General features: G+C 52.3%; 12 protein-coding genes. 7 read left to right on the top strand and 5 right to left on the bottom strand.

Translation table 11 applies throughout. The annotated features are described in order from the left end of the window. The first annotated feature begins 52 nt into the window (after nt 1–52). From BUB16_RS12160 to BUB16_RS12150, 3 genes are all read left to right on the top strand, one after another. Entirely contained in the window at nt 53–1,051 is a 999-nt protein-coding gene (locus BUB16_RS12160) for a universal stress protein (protein WP_073064503.1), read from the top strand. Between the two features lie 343 nt (nt 1,052–1,394). Continuing rightward, nucleotides 1,395–2,321, top strand: coding sequence for a sterol desaturase family protein (locus BUB16_RS12155; protein WP_073064500.1), 927 nt, complete (start codon nt 1,395–1,397; stop codon nt 2,319–2,321). Nucleotides 2,322–2,748: 427 nt separating this feature from the next. Beyond that, on the top strand, nt 2,749–4,332 hold the full coding sequence (locus BUB16_RS12150) for a DEAD/DEAH box helicase (protein WP_073064498.1): 1,584 nt from the start codon (nt 2,749–2,751) through the stop codon (nt 4,330–4,332). A gap of 113 nt (nt 4,333–4,445) precedes the next feature. Here the strand turns inward: BUB16_RS12150 and BUB16_RS12145 are convergent, their stop codons facing one another. Next, nucleotides 4,446–5,642 carry a CynX/NimT family MFS transporter gene (locus BUB16_RS12145; protein ID WP_073064496.1) on the bottom strand — a complete coding sequence of 399 codons (1,197 nt, stop codon included), beginning with the start codon at nt 5,640–5,642 and terminating at the stop codon, nt 4,446–4,448. 288 nt (nt 5,643–5,930) lie between these two features. Further along, nucleotides 5,931–6,974, bottom strand: a complete 1,044-nt coding sequence (locus BUB16_RS12140; RefSeq protein ID WP_073064494.1) for an IS110 family RNA-guided transposase — start codon at nt 6,972–6,974, stop codon at nt 5,931–5,933. A gap of 962 nt (nt 6,975–7,936) precedes the next feature. On the opposite strand from BUB16_RS12140, the gene BUB16_RS12130 reads away from it, so the two are divergent. The 4 genes from BUB16_RS12130 (at nt 7,937) to BUB16_RS12115 (ending at nt 12,494) form a co-directional block, all read left to right on the top strand. Next, on the top strand, nt 7,937–9,850 hold the full coding sequence (locus tag BUB16_RS12130) for a hypothetical protein (RefSeq protein ID WP_073064490.1): 1,914 nt from the start codon (nt 7,937–7,939) through the stop codon (nt 9,848–9,850). A gap of 68 nt (nt 9,851–9,918) precedes the next feature. Continuing rightward, nucleotides 9,919–10,830, top strand: a complete 912-nt coding sequence (locus tag BUB16_RS12125) for a hypothetical protein (RefSeq protein ID WP_073064488.1) — start codon at nt 9,919–9,921, stop codon at nt 10,828–10,830. A gap of 27 nt (nt 10,831–10,857) precedes the next feature. Beyond that, nucleotides 10,858–11,883, top strand: a complete 1,026-nt coding sequence (locus BUB16_RS12120) for a synaptic vesicle VAT-1 family membrane protein (RefSeq protein ID WP_073064485.1) — start codon at nt 10,858–10,860, stop codon at nt 11,881–11,883. A gap of 173 nt (nt 11,884–12,056) precedes the next feature. Further along, entirely contained in the window at nt 12,057–12,494 is a 438-nt protein-coding gene (locus BUB16_RS12115) for a 5' nucleotidase, NT5C type (protein WP_073064482.1), read from the top strand. A 250-nt stretch (nt 12,495–12,744) separates the two neighbouring features. Here BUB16_RS12115 and BUB16_RS12110 read toward each other — a convergent pair whose 3' ends face one another. From BUB16_RS12110 to BUB16_RS12100, 3 genes are all read right to left on the bottom strand, one after another. Then, a complete protein-coding gene (locus BUB16_RS12110) occupies nt 12,745–13,785 on the bottom strand; it encodes a Kelch repeat-containing protein (protein ID WP_073064478.1) in 1,041 nt (346 codons plus the stop codon). 209 nt (nt 13,786–13,994) lie between these two features. Continuing rightward, the gene (locus tag BUB16_RS12105) at nt 13,995–15,239 is read right to left on the bottom strand and encodes a Gfo/Idh/MocA family protein (protein WP_073064475.1); all 1,245 of its coding nucleotides are present in this window, start codon (nt 15,237–15,239) and stop codon (nt 13,995–13,997) included. A 103-nt stretch (nt 15,240–15,342) separates the two neighbouring features. Then, nucleotides 15,343–15,915: a hypothetical protein gene (locus tag BUB16_RS12100; RefSeq protein WP_073064471.1), complete on the bottom strand. Its 573-nt coding sequence runs from the start codon at nt 15,913–15,915 to the stop codon at nt 15,343–15,345. Nucleotides 15,916–15,985: the final 70 nt, after the last annotated feature.

Below are 15,985 nucleotides of genomic sequence, written 5' to 3'. Positions count from 1 at the left end.
TAATGGTACATCCGGATAGATAACAGATAGTACAAACTACTTTTTACCTTTTATGGAGCCTATTAAAAAAATATTAGTGCCTACGGATTTTTCGGACAATGCCAAATCAGCGTATGAACACAGCCGGGAGATTGCGCACCGGTTCGATGCGAGGGTTGATTTTATCCATATTATCCCCATGTTGAAGTATTTCCATGAAAGTATCGCAACGTTGGGTAATCCCCTGGACATGGAAGGGGAAATCTATCCCCGGGCCCAGAAAGAGGCAGAGCAGAAATTAAAGCGGCTCATGGAGACCTACCTCACTGATGAACAGAGAGGAGAGGCGATCTGCAGGGTCGGTCGCAAGCCGTCGGCAAGAATATCCGACTGGGCCGGGGAAGGAGGCTACGATATGATTGTCATGGCTTCCAAAGGCCGTCACGATTCTCACCTGTTGCGGGGCTCTACGACCGAAAAGGTGATTCGATACTCCGATATCCCGGTCTTCACCGTGGATGCGAGTCTGAGCTCCGACGGGTTCGAGCGCATCCTGCTGCCGACCGACGGGTCGAAGCTCTCCTTCTCCGCTCTGCCGGTGGCTCTTTCACTGGCCGATATCTACGGGGCCGAAATTATTTTGTATTATGCCATGGAGCTGTATGGGAATCCCCTGGATGATGGTAAAAAGCGGGATCCCCGGAAGTCGGAGGAAGCGAATATATATGAAGCGCTTATCGATCGCCTGGAAGCGTATCTGAGCAGTGATAAGGGGGGACGTATTCAAATTCATCGCGGGGAAGCTGATTTTGAGGATGCGTTTGTGATCACCGAAGGGGCCTCAAGCCACAGCATCCCTTTTTCCACGGCTGTTGAGAAGAGCGTTTCGGCTCATGTCGGCATCCAGGAGTATGCCGGTGATCATGCCGACCTTGTCGTCATGGCCACCCACGGGTACAGTGGCTGGGCTCATCTCTTCCTGGGGTCCACAACCGAGATGGTGGCCCAGCACCTTGACATTCCGGTGGTTACGGTCAGGCCACCGCAGTCTGAGTTGAAAAAACGGGAGTAGAGTGTATCCCGCTGTTCCCGCCTGTCCCATTCCCCATTCCCCGGCGAAAGGATCCCTGCACTTCTGAGCCGTGATATCCGGGAAGGGGTTGATATTTTCGAGGGCATCCCCGTGCGCCGGCCCCTGACAGGTTGTTTTTAGCGGGCATCGTAAAACAAGGATCTTTGGTTAAGATCAACGCCACAGGGATGGTAAAACCACCGTATATTGAGCGTGTGGAGGATGTTAAAATCCCCCTACCGATAAAATTAGAAAAAAGTCCGTTTTGGAAACCTTTCTTTTAATTGAGGGTAATATCTGATATGTTAGTTGCTTTAACTGTCAGATCAGAATTCACTTTCTTATGCCCGAACTTATCACGATTGAAGAGCTCATGGCCATGGGGCTTCCACCGATCATTATTTATGCGGCCCCCGTCATGTTTGCTCTGGTCTTTATTGAGTGGGGAATCAGTGCCTGGCTCAAATGGGACCTTTATGACCGCAAGGATTTCTGGGCTTCCACGGCGATCGGTATTGGAAATGTTATCGTCAGCTCGCTGACCAAAGTGAGTATCTTCGGTCTCGTACTCTTTTTCTATAACATGGTGCCGTGGCGGGTACCGCATACCTGGTGGTCGTATGTACTTTGCTTTTTCGTGCTGGATTTTTGCCGCTACTGGGCGCACCGTATTGCCCATGAACAGCGAATCTGGTGGGCCACGCATGTGCCGCATCACTCGTCCGAGCAATATAACTTTTCGGTCTCTTTTCGGCTTTCGTGGGTGCAGGGCTTCAAGGTGATCTTTTTTCTGCCGGTGGCTTTGGCCGGCTTTCACCCGGTCGTGTTTTTCATCTGTCACCAGATTGCGGTATTGTACCAGTTTTGGATCCATACCGAGCTTATCGACAAGCTGCCCAGGCCGATTGAGTTTTTCTTCACGACGCCCTCCCATCACCGGGTGCATCATGCCAAAGATGATCATTACCTCGACAAAAATTATGGATCCACGTTTATTATCTGGGACCGCATGTTCGGGACCTTCCAGCCTGAGCTTAATACGCCGAATTACGGCATCACCAAGCCGCCGGATTCCTATAATCCCATTTATCTCGTTTTTCATGAGTTCATAGCCATCTGGCGCGACTTGAAAAAGGCGCAGGGATGGCGGGAATGGCTATTCATCCTGTTTGCGAGTCCCGCCGAACAGGCCCGCGTTGAGAAGGAAAAGCAGGTAGAGGTAGAAGCAGAGATGAAGACCGCTGCCTCTTCGGCACCTTTAGAGGAGTAGCCCGCCTGTTTTTAACCGAAAAGTTCTGCCCGGTGTCACGCTTATTATGTTGCCTCACGGATGCCATATTACCCTGCAGTGTGGTTAGCTGGCCTGACAGCATACCAGCTTAGCTTCTCTCTCCAGCGTCTTTACCTGCCAATGCTTCCCGGTCGTGCAAAGGGGCGAGGGGTTGTCCGGAGACCATCCAAAAGGAGCTGTTGTTCATCCATAAGTATGTATTGTGAATAATTTTCCGTATCTTGCCGCTCTGGTGTTACGTGAATCCCACCTATTCGTTTTAAACAGGTTCTTACATCCCTCTCTCAGGTCTGTCGGCGCCTCTCGTTATATACGTTTTAGGATGGCAGCAACTTCTTGCTGGTACTAAAGGTATATTTTGTGTGCGTCAGGTTATTACTAATATTCATTTACTTTTATTTAATTTATGACAGATCTAACTTTTGCTGAGCTCAATCTCAGCCAACCAATTCTTCAGGCTCTCACAGATATGGGTTTTGAAGAACCGACTCCGGTACAGGAAAAATGTATTCCCCCTCTTCTGCAACAGAAAGATGTGGTGGGACAAGCCCAGACGGGGACCGGAAAAACTGCTGCATTCGGCATTCCTCTGGTTCAGCAGACCGATATCAGTATAAAGGAAGTGCAGACCATCATTATGTGTCCCACTCGCGAGCTGGCGATCCAGGTGACGGGCGAGCTTATCAAAATCGGGAAGCACCTGGACGGACTGCACGTGGTGCCGGTGTACGGGGGACAATCGATCTCGCGGCAAATCAAGGCGCTGAAGCGCGGTGCGCATGTGGTCGTGGGGACGCCGGGGCGGACGATCGATCATCTCCGCCGGGGCACGATGAAGCTGGATCACCTGCAGCGCGTTGTGTTTGATGAGGCCGATGAAATGCTGAACATGGGATTTCGGGATGATATGGAACAAATCCTGTCCTACGCCAGTCAGCCGGTGCAAACCATCATGTTTTCGGCGACCATGTCGAAAGGCATCCGGAAAATCATGAATCGCTATATGGATAACCCGGAGACTGTGGCCATCGAACGCAAGAAGATGACCGCCCCGAATATCGAGCAGTACGTGGTGGAAGTCCGCGACTCGGTGCGTACGGAGGCGATCTGCCGTTTTATGGATATCAATGACTTTAAGCTGGCGCTGGTGTTTTGCAATACCAAGCGTAAAACCGAAAAGGTAAGCCGGGAGCTCCGTTCCCGCGGCTATTCTTCCGATTTTATCAACGGTGATCTCAGCCAGAACCAGCGCGACCGGGTGATGGGGAAGTTTCGCAGCGGAGCGATTGATATCCTGGTGGGTACGGATGTTGCGGCGCGGGGACTTGATATCGATGATATCGAGGCCGTCTTCAATTATGATATTCCCCAGGATCCGGAGTATTATGTTCATCGTATCGGGCGAACCGGACGTGCCGGGCGATCGGGCATGGCTATCACGTTTAGCACCAAGAGCAAAAAGAAGCAGCTTCGCACAATAGAGCGACAGATCAAGAATCAGCTGAATCCCCTGGATCTGCCGTCTACGGCCGATGTGCAGAAGTCACGCCTGGCCGGGGAGATGGATGGGCTGGTGGAAGTGCTGGAGAAGGGGAACTTGCGTCCCTTTATCGATCAGATTGAGTCGTTTACGGATGATCGCTTTACGACCGTTGAAATTGCCGCGGCTTTGCTTAAGAAGCGAACAGAGGCTCCGGATCAGCAGGAGGAAGCTGCCGGGGAGAACGGGCAGTCCCAGTCTCATAATTATGACGATTCTGCCATGGTCAGGATGCACTTCAATGTTGGCAAAAAGAATAATGTCTATCCAGGTGATCTGGTGGGAGCCATTGCCGGCGAATCCAATGTTCCGGGCAATGTGATCGGGAACATCGATATTTTTCCCCATCATTCGTTTGTGGATATCCCGGGAAAACACGTGAAGCAGGTGCTTGATATCATGAACCGGAATCGCGTGAAAGGGAAGAAGATCCGGGTTAAAGTGGCCTGATCTTTTGCTTGTACCTGTTCCCGTTTTGGGAACGCACTTATGTAATCAACGAAAGCGGATACTGTTCAACAGGTATCCGCTTTTTCTTTGGTAGATACCGTTCCTTCATTTTTTTAGTCTATCGTTTCGGGTTTGCCGGCTCCCAGCCCCGATATTAGCTTGAGAATGGCAACTACGAACAGAAACAGGAGCGGGATGAACCACGCCCCGCTAAGATCATGCAGGGCCCCGAAGAGCGTCGGACCGATCGCCGCGAGAAGGTAGCCCACCGACTGGGCCATCCCGGAGAGTTCCGTGGCCGTTTCCGAGTCGGAAGTGCGGAGGACGATAAACAGGAGCGCCAATCCGAAACTGCCGCCCAGCGAAAATCCGATAAGAGAAACCCAGAGTCCGACTAAAAAAGCCTCGGGATACAGCAATCCCGCCAGGCTGACAATCTCCAGTACCAGCAGCATCCACACGAGGGGACGCTGGTCCGTTCGCTTTTCGGCCCAGTAGGGCAGTACCAGGGATCCGAGGACGCCCATCCCCTGCGAGAGGGAAAGCATCCATCCTGCGGCGTTGGCGGTAAGCCCGCGGTCTTGCAGGATCTCGGGCAGCCAGGCTAAAATAACGTAGAATGCCAGGGACTGGAGTCCCATAAAAAAAGCGACCTGCCAGGCTCTTTTCGAGTGGCCGAGGTCTTTTAAAGCCGCCAGAAAACTTTTCTCATGCCGGGAGAGGGTCAGCTTTTTGAGCTGGGGCAGCCATACAATCAGTGCAATGGCCGAGGGCACGCCCCAGGCTCCGAGGGACCAGTGCCATCCCCAGTTGAAATCGAAGGCGAGGGGGACGCTGACCCCGGCTGCCACGGCGGCGCCGAGTCCGAGCATGCCGGCATAGACGCTGGTCATGATGCCGGAGTGGTTGGGAAAATCACGCTTGACGATGCTGGGCAGCAGCACGTTTCCGAGGGCAATCGCAATCCCGATCAGCAGCGTCCCCCCGAACAGGGCCGCATGGGTTGGAATCACCCGCAAAAACAGTCCCCCGGTCAGCAGCCCCAGCGCTCCCGCAATGGTGCCTTCGATGCCCAGGCGGCGGGTAAAGAGTGGGGTCAGGGTGGAAAGAACCCCAAAGGCCAGAAGCGGCAGGGTGGTAAGGAGTCCCAGCATGGTATTCGAAAGTCCCGTCGTCTCACGGATGGCGCCGATAAGGGGACCCACACTTGCGAGGGCCGGCCTCAGGTTGAGGGAGATAAGTACGATACCGCTGATAAGCAGGATATTTTGTCCCGTAGAATTTTGTTCATACGGAGATGATGCAGCCATGAAGTTATAGGTTATCTATAATATATATGTGCATTTATATTTATATCTATATCTATATCTGAATCTCTATATCGCAATCAAACGCTGAGTATTTGTGAAGGCCAGCCAAAGATACAAAACTGAGGAGTGGATTTCCGAGTGTATCCCTTAGTAATAATCTATGGGATTTATAGAGATTGTAAATCTTACGGGGGGTGTTCCATTTTTTTCAGCGACGAAAAAAACGGAACACAAAAAAAGGTACTGTGTCTAAAGTCAAGTTAAATGGACCGGTGAAGCTTAAATATGTTAGGCTTTGTTGGTAATTTGACGGTAATGGAACTCCGGATCGTACCGCTGACCACTTTTCCACAAGCTGTAAATTAACAGCAGGAGTTTCCGCATTACACCGACCAGAGCGATCTTTTTGTGGTCCGGGTGTCTGGCGACCAGGCGCTTATAAAATGCGCGCAGAGCCCGGTTATGCTGACTGGCACACACAGCCGGCATATAGAGAGCCTGCCGAATACGGGCATTTCCCTGTTTCGATATTTTGGTTGTTCCCCGGCGTCGCCCCGACTGGTCGAGCACCACATCGAGTCCAGCGTAAGAGGCCAGCTGATTGCGATTACTGATCAAGGCAAATCCGTTGGTTTCAGCTACTACCTGCAACACACTCCGGCAGCCTAAGCCGGTAATTTGGCCAATGCGACGGATCGGTTCGGCCAGCTGCTCCTCAGACTGCCAGAGTTGGTCCAGTTCGTGGGTAATCTGTTCAATATAGCCATCAATCTGCTGGATATGGTCAGTCAGTCGATGGAGACTGCTTTCGGGATGATTCCATGCCTGGCGCGCTGCATGCCGGCGGTTGATCAGCTGAGTGCGTTGTTGCTGGAGCTGCCCGCGTTCGCGCAGAAGCGCTTTTATTTGTCGCAATCGCTCCGAGCCTGGTTGCCACCGCTCGGGGCGTCGTTCCAGCCCGTAGCGGGCCAGCAGACGAGCATCAATAGCATCGGTCTTGGATTTGATCGGTAGGCTTTTGGCCCAATGGTGCACCCGCTTGGGAACCAGCACGCATACCTGCCGATTCTTTTGATGCAGGAAATACGCAAGTTCTTCATAATACACCCCGGTCGCTTCCATGATAAACCAACACTCATTGGCCTTCTTTTTTGATTGGACCCACCGTATCATCTGCCGGAATCCTTCCTTGGTGTTGGGAAAGCGCTCCGGGCGGGTAAAGTGGTACTGGTGACCGCTGGTGACAGCTCCTAATCGTACTTCTAAGGTTTTTTCTGCTATATCAATACCGACCGATTGAGGGGAAACATCTTGGGAATCTGAAAAATTCATTCTATGCTATTAATTTCTTAGATTAGCCTTAGCTTACTAAATGAGGACCGGCGTTGGCTTTACTCACGCTGAATACGAGCTCGACTGGAAGTCGGCTCTTTGTACTGGTTGAGCCTACACGCCTGAGGAGAGGGAGCAGAACCTTTTTTACAGCCTCTTGCGCCAGCAAGGGCTTGTCGCCGAGCCCGCTCTCCTTGTTAACCCTCAGACTCAACACCCCATGAACATTCATGGGGTGTTGGTATATAAACAACCTAAATTATTTAGCCTTCATCAATAGGGGGTAAACATATGAGTCGCCGGCTGAGAAAACTCAGCGCCCGGCGTACGCTGCATCTCCGAAGAAAAATATAAACTCACCCGACACCGTCGGGTTCAGACAAATATTTTTCTATTTCCTCCGCTTTGCGTACGCCACCCGGGGCGCTGACTTTTCAAGGCCGGGGTGAATTGAGGGCCGTAGCATAGATATAGTCCAACGGGCTTGTCTCCTCCTGAAAGTATTTTAGGATTAGTATAGCCGAGTGTCCGTCACTTAGTGCGGTTTTTCAGGGCGGGACCGTGGTGGGTTTATTCTTCCTCAGATCATTCTGCCAGCTCGAACAGTCAGTAGTTTTTGGCATCTTTTTGGGGAATCACAAGTGCTCGGCCAAAAAAACTTGCATATTTTATGCAGAGCGTTAAATTACGAGTACTTCATAGCAAGGGATTACGTGACGCTAAGGCGTCTTGATTGTCATCAGAGGGTTTTTAGTACTTCCCCGGAAGCCGGGATGCGTTTTTTTAACATCCGCAATTGAGATACACTGCTTAGTCGGATATCAGGATGGTGCCCCTCGACGACTTTGGCCGGACGGCAAACAAAGTCCCTGAATGTATGTGATACCTTATAACGCTATTCATCTGAGAGATGCCCTTTACCCGTTGAACCCGTAACCTGTTACGTCATATATAGTTACATTATGAGTGAGCGAACCGATTCCCCGGAAAGCACCGACGACCCGAACACCTTTATGGTCAATCCCACCCCGCCGCAGTCGCCTCCCCCCGAGCCGGCCCGCGGGGAGGCCTACCGGAGTTTTGTGGGCACCGGCATGAGCGAGCTGGAGCCCGAAAAGGGTCTTCCCAAGCTGCAGGGGGAAATCCTGTTTGTCAACGGCTATCACAGCGATTCCTTTGCGGGGAACTACCATGCCCTGCTGGATATCACCCCCGATGAGCCCGGTTTTTTTACCATGCGCGGAGATAACGCCAGTGAAAGGGACCGCTCGGCCGGCAGCGACATCTTCACCTCCGGGGAGCGGGAGGCCATTGAGGAGATGGACCTGCGCGAGCGGCATTTGGGGCAGGGCGATGCCACAGGGAAAACCAATGACTATGTGCTGGGCATGTTCTGGGGCTATTGGAACAGTATTAAAAACGATAATAAAGGCTCCGAAGAATACGCCAGGTATTTTAACGCCTGGCGCCACGACCACTATATCAACGGCTCCCACGGGCTGGCGTCCAACGCGGCCCACCGCATCGACCACGGGGTGGCCCTGGGCTACCGGTGGGCTCGTACTCATTGGGATATCCGCCCCGAAGAGGAGGTGACCAGCAAGAAAGAGCAGGCTCCCTACGTGCAGAGCTACTCGCCCCCGTACCGGCCGGTCACGCTGGTGGCCCACAGCCAGGGCGCCGCGGTCGGGGCCGGGGTGGCATTGGGACTGCTGCGCTACGCCGGGGAGCTGGGCTGGGAGCAGGCGGCCCTCAACATGATTTATTTGGGCGTGCACCAACCCAAAGGGCTCTGCGGGGAGGAATATGAGCAATTTATCTGGGCCAAAAGGGATTATTATGGGGTTGATGCCAACTTCTGGGAGGCCGACCCCTTTTCCGTTTGGTACGGGGAAGACCGGCAGGTCTATAAGTTTATGAATGGGATCGCCGAGCTGTTCAGCCTTGCCCGTAACAAGCTTAAACACCGGCGCGGGATGATCGAGCACCTGCAGGCCATTACCGACTGGGAAGCCTTTAAAAAACGCGCCCTTCAGTTTACGTTTTCCAACGACCGGGGCGACCTGGTCTGCCGGGACGGGGATATGCCGAAGATGCGCTGCGCCTGCAATCCCCGCGTCGATGCCACGCTCTACAGCGCCGAATACTTTCCGGACCACTCGGATGTCCCCGCCCCCTACCTGTCGCTGCAGGAGAAGGAACTGATAGATCTGGAGGAGGGGGGCTGCCTGGTGGTGCCCGCTTACGCGGTGATCCAGCGCATCCACGTAACGGAAGATCCCGACCAGCCGGACGGTAAAAAGAAAGAGTTTTGGGAGGACTACCGGAGCGTGGCCCGCGACTGGGGGAACGCGCTGGCCCGCTATAAGCGGCTGAAGCGACAGTACCGCCAAGACAGCGGGCGCGCCTTTGAAGAAGGACCCCTCAGCCGCCGGTACCCCGGGTGGGACGATCATGGCTACGGAAAAGTAGCCCGGGCCCACCGCAGGATGCTTTACCACTACGGGCGGCTGCAGCACGGGGACCTGTTTGCCCACAGGAGCCCGGTGGGACTTATCCATGACCCGGACCTGCTGGGCGCCTCCGGCAGTTTTGACGATAAGTTCGGATCCTCCAGCATCTGGGAGCGTATCAAGAAGGCCGGGGAGGATATGTTCTATCGGGTGGAGTATGATGAAGATCCTGATGGAGGTGAACCACTTGATGAAGAAAAAAGGGAGAAAGACAAAAGATATGTAGAGGATTCAGAATCAAAAAAACTATTAATTGATACCTCTATAGCAGAAACATTCTACATAAAAAACGTGATCAAGGCTTATGTGGAAGGGGATGAGTCCGCTGAAGATCAGTTATACAAAGAACCGGATGAGGCATAGTGATGCGAAAATACCTTGTACTTTTTTTAGCGCTGTCATTGCAACTTATAATATTGACGAATTGTAACATGAACGGGCCATCCAACGACCATAGCGAATATAAAGAATTACATGATCATCCAGGATCAGAGAATTACGAAGTTGTCTCCATCCTCGATCCCGAATACCTAATCAGGCAAACTTTAGTGGATAGGGATAAGCATCAGCTGATTGTAAATACCAAAACAACCCCATTTAAAGAAGAGGATACCGAATATAAGCGACTTAAAGTATCAACTACCGGGGAGCTTATTGATGAAGGACCAATATACACGCTCTTAAAAGATGGCACCTTATGGTATACGGATCATTACAATAACTGGATTATCAACGGCGATACCACCAGATATAAGTTTAAAGATCCCTTGACGGCGGAAGAGAAGAGAGATTTTGATCGATGGTTTGAGAAGTTCAAGGAATTATATAATGGAGCTTCTTATGTATACATTGATATATCTGATTATTATTTGAAGGTTGATAAAGAGTGGTATATAATTGCTGACACTTTAAAAGAAAGGCCATCGAATTTTCGAAAACTTTTCCCACCCAAAGAAGACCAGCAGGTCCGCATGATCGATCTGGAAGACCAGTCCCCGGACTATTATGTGCCCCCGGAAAAGCGGGACAGTTCCCTGATCAGGGAGATCGACTACGAGTCGGTCTACAGCGAAGAGATCAACGAGGGGTGGGACAGCTACACGTATTCGGCCGGATGGTGGTACCTGCAGGTGTATATGCCGGGCGGGGACACGCTCAGGATCAAGCGCTACAGCGATATCCGCAATCCCCGTATGAAGCTGTACAAAATACCGGAGCAGTACGGGGGACGAGGGGACGTGCTGTTTATCGTACTGGAACCCAAAGATGCCCACTTCGAACAGGTCGGCGGGATGTACGTGGTGCGTCCCCGGGAGCTGGGAGGGGAAGGGAATAACAGATAACAGACAACGTGTACAGCGGTAGTTTATATGAGACAAATCGTACATACGAAAAGTGGCGGTTATGAAGTGCTCGAGGTTCAGGAAAAAGCGGATCTTATGGCAAAACCCGGTGAGCTCGTTATCGATGTGAAGGCTTCGGGCCTCAATTTTGCAGATATATTAGCCAGGAAGGGGCAGTATCCGGACGCTCCCCCGAAACCCTGTGTGGTGGGATATGAGGTTGCGGGAACGGTAAGCTCGGTGGGAGAGGACGTGGATGAGGGGCTATTGGGAGAGGAGGTTTTTGCCATGACCAAATTTGGAGGACATGCCGAACAGGTGGCTGTCGCCCCTTCCCAGGTTTTTCCGAAACCGAAGTTTCTTTCGTTTGAGGAGTCCGCTGTACTGCCCGTCAATTATCTTACGGCTTATGTATTGTTAGTCGTTATGGGTTCGCTGCAGTCCTGCGAGTCGGTTCTTATCCATAATGCAGGCGGAGGGGTGGGGATCGCTGCCCTGGATATTGCCCGGCATATCGGGGCTGAAACGTATGGTACCGCCAGCAAAAGAAAACACACTTTTCTGAAAAACCGGGGACTGGATCATGTGATCGATTATCGCAGCAGGGATTGGTACGAGGAATTGATGGACCTGACGGAGAGCCGGGGCGTCGATTTAATTACGGATCCGCTGGGCGGCAGGGAATGGAGGCGCAGCTATAAAGCGCTTCGGTCCACCGGCCGGCTGGGTATGTTTGGCATATCATCGGCAAGCACCGGCAGCAAGGGAGGCATCAGCGGGATGTGGAGTATGCTCAAGACGGTTGCGCAGATGCCTTTTTTCCATCCGCTGCCGTTGCTGAATAAAAACAGGGGCGTATTCGGGGTTAATTTGGGCCATCTATGGCATGAGAAGGAGAAGGCACGCACCTGGATGAACAGGTTACTGGATGGGGTTGAGGAAGGGTGGATTAATCCCCATGTGGATGCTATTTTTTCTTTTGAAGATGTGGCCGATGCGCATCGCTACATAGAGGAGCGAAAAAATATAGGCAAGGTTATCCTGGTGCCATAGCAGAGGAACCTCACATTTTATTTAACCTCGGTTTGACTTAAAAATAAATAACGGGCAATGCGAGAGGTTCAGCGGCCATCCGGGGAAAGATTCAAAAAAGTCTCTTCGCGATGGCAATTACGTTTTTGACGAGTCCTTATATTGAACTAACGTTAACTTAAAAAGATCAGCCTATGGAAATTGTATATGTTGATATGGATAACGTCCTGGTGGATTTTCCATGGGGCATCGACCAGCTTTCAGCGGAACTCAGGCAGGAGTACGAAGGCGACTTTGACGAGGTACCGGATTTCTTCAGCGATCTTCCGCCGGTGGATGGAGCTGTTGAGGGCTTCCGGAAACTGAGCAGCCGCTACGATACCTATATCTTATCCACCAGCCCGTGGAACAATCCCTCTGCGTGGCGGGACAAGCTGCTGTGGGTCAAAAACCATTTGCCGGAAGCGGGATACAAGCGGCTTATTTTAAGCCATCATAAAAATCTGAACGAGGGCGATTACCTCATTGACGACCGCCTGGCCAATGGCGTTGAGCGGTTCCGGGGAGAGCATATCCACTTCGGGTCAGACCGGTATCCCGACTGGGAGGCCGTGCTCGATTACCTGTTGTAAAACTGTTGGGTTTACATAAAGCGTATACAGATACAGGTATATGCATTACATACACAAACTAACGCTAACGGGCCTAAAAATGTTGAATGCTGCTTCCCGGAGGGACTGATCAATTAATAGGAAAAGGCACTTTGTGGGTTTCCCTTTCAGGCAGACCAGCAATCTCTTCCCCCCGTGCATTCAAAGACATGACGAGGGGGAAGGGGATTGAGTTTCATTTTATGAGCTATAGCCGGATACATTTCATCATTTAGTTAGCAAGAGAATCCGGGATGCTGAATACTTCGTGCGAGTGAATTTCCTCGGCCCCCCGCACTTTTGATCCTGCTGCAATATGGATTTGATCGTCGAGTATAACGGCCTGGGTACCGTGTCGCCCTTGATTCAAGGAGGGCAGGGAGTGCCAGTTGCCGGTTTCGGTATTGAATGCTTCAACCTCCGCATGGGCGGCGGTCTGGGCTGCGCTTTCACCTCCGAGGACGATCAGGTACTTACCGGTGGAAAGGGAGGTAGTGCCGGCCCTTTCCGTGGGCAGGTCGCCGGAGGGCGGTAGGGGCGTCCACGTACCGGTAGAAAAGTCATACACATCCACTTCCGGAATGGTCAGCTCAAACGTTTGTCCCGTCGCCTGCGAGCTCCTTCGTCCCCCCACCGCATACAGCTTGCCATCAATGACGGCCGCTTGAAAATGGTCGCGATTCCGGGGCGCGTCCGCTAACCGGCTCCACTCACCCGTCCGGGGATCAAAGGCATCCAGCCAGCGCACGTGCCCGCTGGCGTGACCATTTTGAATGCCGCCGACGATATAGATTTTATCTTCATACACCACCGCGCCCGCCGCACCCCGGCGCCGGTCTTCCGGTATCTCCGCCCCTTTGGTCCACTGGTCGTCCCCCGGGTCATAGATATAAACATGGGCAATGGGATCTTCGTAGGGATAGTTGCCGTTGAACGCACCCAGAACATAAATTTTCCCGTTATAGGTTACCGCTTGAAAGTGATGCATCGACAGCGGGGGCGTGGCTTTTTCCGACCAGCTTTGCGTGGCAGGATCATACACTTCCACCGGACGTTCGCCCCGTCCCCCAATGAGATATAGTTTGTCCCCTGCGATGGCCGCCGCATTTTCGTGCCGGTTTGCGGGAGGCTCATTCAGGTCTAAAAGCTGCCAGCTCGCACTGTCATTCTTATGATCCTGGGCCGGTACCGGCTGGACGGTGGTTAAGAGAATGAGGCCGGCGGCAACGATTGTTAAAGATGAGGATATAAATATTGGCAGGGATGATTTCATCGGTAATGATTTTCGGGCTTAACATTATATCATATTGCGGCGGCAAAGATTCTTCCCCGAGCGTTTATGTAAGGTCCGGGGGATGACCCTTTTGTACCGCTCACCCACGATAAAGGTGCAGGCGCACTGCCAGTTGAAGTTATTTTCCGCAGCCGTGTCGTTTTCAGCCGTCGCCCTACTGTGATAAGGCGAACAGTACCAACATAGCATCACCTGAATAATACCTGTGCTCCTTCGCCCCGGGCGATCAGCGACCGGTAGTCTTTCAGCTCGTCCCTGGTACCGGGATCGGTGAGATCAAGCGTCTGCTGCCGTTCGGCGGCCATATAGGCGGCCTGACAGATCCGGGTGATTTCCAGCCCGTAGTTCCAGTCCAGCCTGGCGTCTTTGCCGTCCAAAAAAGCATTTTTCATATCCTCCATCTCCCCGACATAGCCGTAGAGGTCCGCCTCGTTGGGCTGTACGGGCAGGAGTCCACGCGTAGAGGTCGATTTTTCAAGGGCCGTTTCGGCATCCGCCACCGCTGCCGCCGCCTCGTCACTGATAAAGATTTCCAGCGGTGAAATAAGGGTATTGACCTCCATGGCGTAACCGGGACCCAGGGCATCCATGCTCAGCCGCAGGCCCTGCTTGTCGTACATCCAGGAATCGGTGAATTGTGCTTTGACCCGCTGACCGGTGTCCGGGTTTTCGAAGGTAATCAGTCCGGTACAGAAATCTTCGGCGGGCGTCTCCCCGTAATCCACACCGAAGCGTTCTTTTAGCTGGTCGCGGTACTTCGGCTGTCCCCATTTCAGCAGGCAGGTTTCGGCCTGCACGGAGACCGGCTTCAGGAAGTCGGGCGCTTTGCCTTCCGGCGTTAAAATATGACGCGAGACAGCGATGCTGTGACATCCCATATCCGACAATACGCCTCCGCCTTGCTTCCTGGGATCCCAGAACCAGCTGTTGTGGGGACCCGCATGCTCTTCGGTGCTGCGGGCGAGGCTGAAGTTGCCCATCTCTTTTTGCTGGGGACGCAGTTGTTCCAGCGCATTATTGACGGCATTCATGTGAAGCTGGTTTTCGAAATAGGCGGTAAGCAGATCCGCATCATCCGCCAGCTCGACCAGCCGCCGGGCTTCCTCAATCGTCCGGCCCAATGGTTTTTCGCAGATCACTCCCTTCAATGCGGCCCCTTTTTGTACGGCGTCCGCAATTTTCTCCATGATTTCCACGCGCACGTAGTTGGGAGCGAGGATGGCCACGGCGTCGCAGTGCCGGCATACTTCTTCAACGGTGTCGTAGACCGAACATTCACCGAGGCGGTTGTCCCGGGCAAAGCGGGCCAGCTCTTCGGCTCCACCGCGGTCGTAAACGGCCGTAAGTTCAAGGTGGCGCACCTGTTTCATAGCTTTTGCCATAAAGTGTGCAATAAAACCGGAGCCGATAAATCCTATTTGAAGTGATTCCATAAAATCTGTGTTGAAAATCTGTATTTAACCTGAGAAGAAAGTGAAAATAGCCTGTATAAAGTAAAAATATATCACGAAAATGCTACCCGAAAAGACAAAAAAATTATTCGTTCATGAGATCCAGCAGCCGATCCGTTTGCTGTTCGGTGACATTCTTGAGCGTATCTTGATCAGAGGCAGCCCGTATCTCTTTGAGCGCCTTGTCAGAGAATTCCTCGGGTTGATCCTGCATTTCTTTCCACAGGCGGTGGAAACGGGCAGCCTGAATAGCTCCCTCGAGGGCATCGGGATTGATACACTCCCGTGCCGCGAGGTAGGCCGGTGCACTTCTGGATCCCTGGCGGAGTCCCACCGTGTCGGCGGCTACCGCTGTCCCCTCCGTCTCCTCGTAGAGCTCGTTAAGTTCTTCGGACTCGACATCTTCGTGGATCGCTTTCTCGGCAAGGTCAAGTATCTTTTTCTGTATGGGTTTCAGATCTTCGTTGATTTGCCGGGTACACCAGACGGCAAATTTTCGCAGCAAACGAGAGCGTCCCTGCTCGTGCAGGTACTTGAGCAAGCCGGTCACCTTGTCATCATCTTCCCGCACTCGCTCTCCGGTCTCACCATCTATCATAATGATCTTTTGATGATCGGTATCGTATATATAGATGAGATTCTTGTTTCGTTTATTCATAATGCTTCTGATTCTTTGTCTGTTATCCTACCGTTAAGTTTATAATAACATATTGCATTTCCCAAGTATT

This window comes from Fodinibius roseus, assembly GCF_900129315.1.
Classification (GTDB): domain Bacteria; phylum Bacteroidota; class Rhodothermia; order Balneolales; family Balneolaceae; genus Fodinibius; species Fodinibius roseus.
This window is presented reverse-complemented; position numbering and strand designations above follow the sequence as displayed.

Bases quoted from the DNA above. Each gene is read 5' to 3' on its own strand.
- BUB16_RS12160 (WP_073064503.1), top strand. From the start codon at position 53: ATGGAGCCTATTAAAAAAATATTAGTGCCTACGGATTTTTCGGACAAT.
- BUB16_RS12155 (WP_073064500.1), top strand. From the start codon at position 1,395: ATGCCCGAACTTATCACGATTGAAGAGCTCATGGCCATGGGGCTTCCA.
- BUB16_RS12150 (WP_073064498.1), top strand. From the start codon at position 2,749: ATGACAGATCTAACTTTTGCTGAGCTCAATCTCAGCCAACCAATTCTT.
- BUB16_RS12145 (WP_073064496.1), bottom strand. From the start codon at position 5,642: ATGGCTGCATCATCTCCGTATGAACAAAATTCTACGGGACAAAATATC.
- BUB16_RS12140 (WP_073064494.1), bottom strand. From the start codon at position 6,974: ATGAATTTTTCAGATTCCCAAGATGTTTCCCCTCAATCGGTCGGTATT.
- BUB16_RS12130 (WP_073064490.1), top strand. From the start codon at position 7,937: ATGAGTGAGCGAACCGATTCCCCGGAAAGCACCGACGACCCGAACACC.
- BUB16_RS12125 (WP_073064488.1), top strand. From the start codon at position 9,919: ATGAACGGGCCATCCAACGACCATAGCGAATATAAAGAATTACATGAT.
- BUB16_RS12120 (WP_073064485.1), top strand. From the start codon at position 10,858: ATGAGACAAATCGTACATACGAAAAGTGGCGGTTATGAAGTGCTCGAG.
- BUB16_RS12115 (WP_073064482.1), top strand. From the start codon at position 12,057: ATGGAAATTGTATATGTTGATATGGATAACGTCCTGGTGGATTTTCCA.
- BUB16_RS12110 (WP_073064478.1), bottom strand. From the start codon at position 13,785: ATGAAATCATCCCTGCCAATATTTATATCCTCATCTTTAACAATCGTT.
- BUB16_RS12105 (WP_073064475.1), bottom strand. From the start codon at position 15,239: ATGGAATCACTTCAAATAGGATTTATCGGCTCCGGTTTTATTGCACAC.
- BUB16_RS12100 (WP_073064471.1), bottom strand. From the start codon at position 15,915: ATGAATAAACGAAACAAGAATCTCATCTATATATACGATACCGATCAT.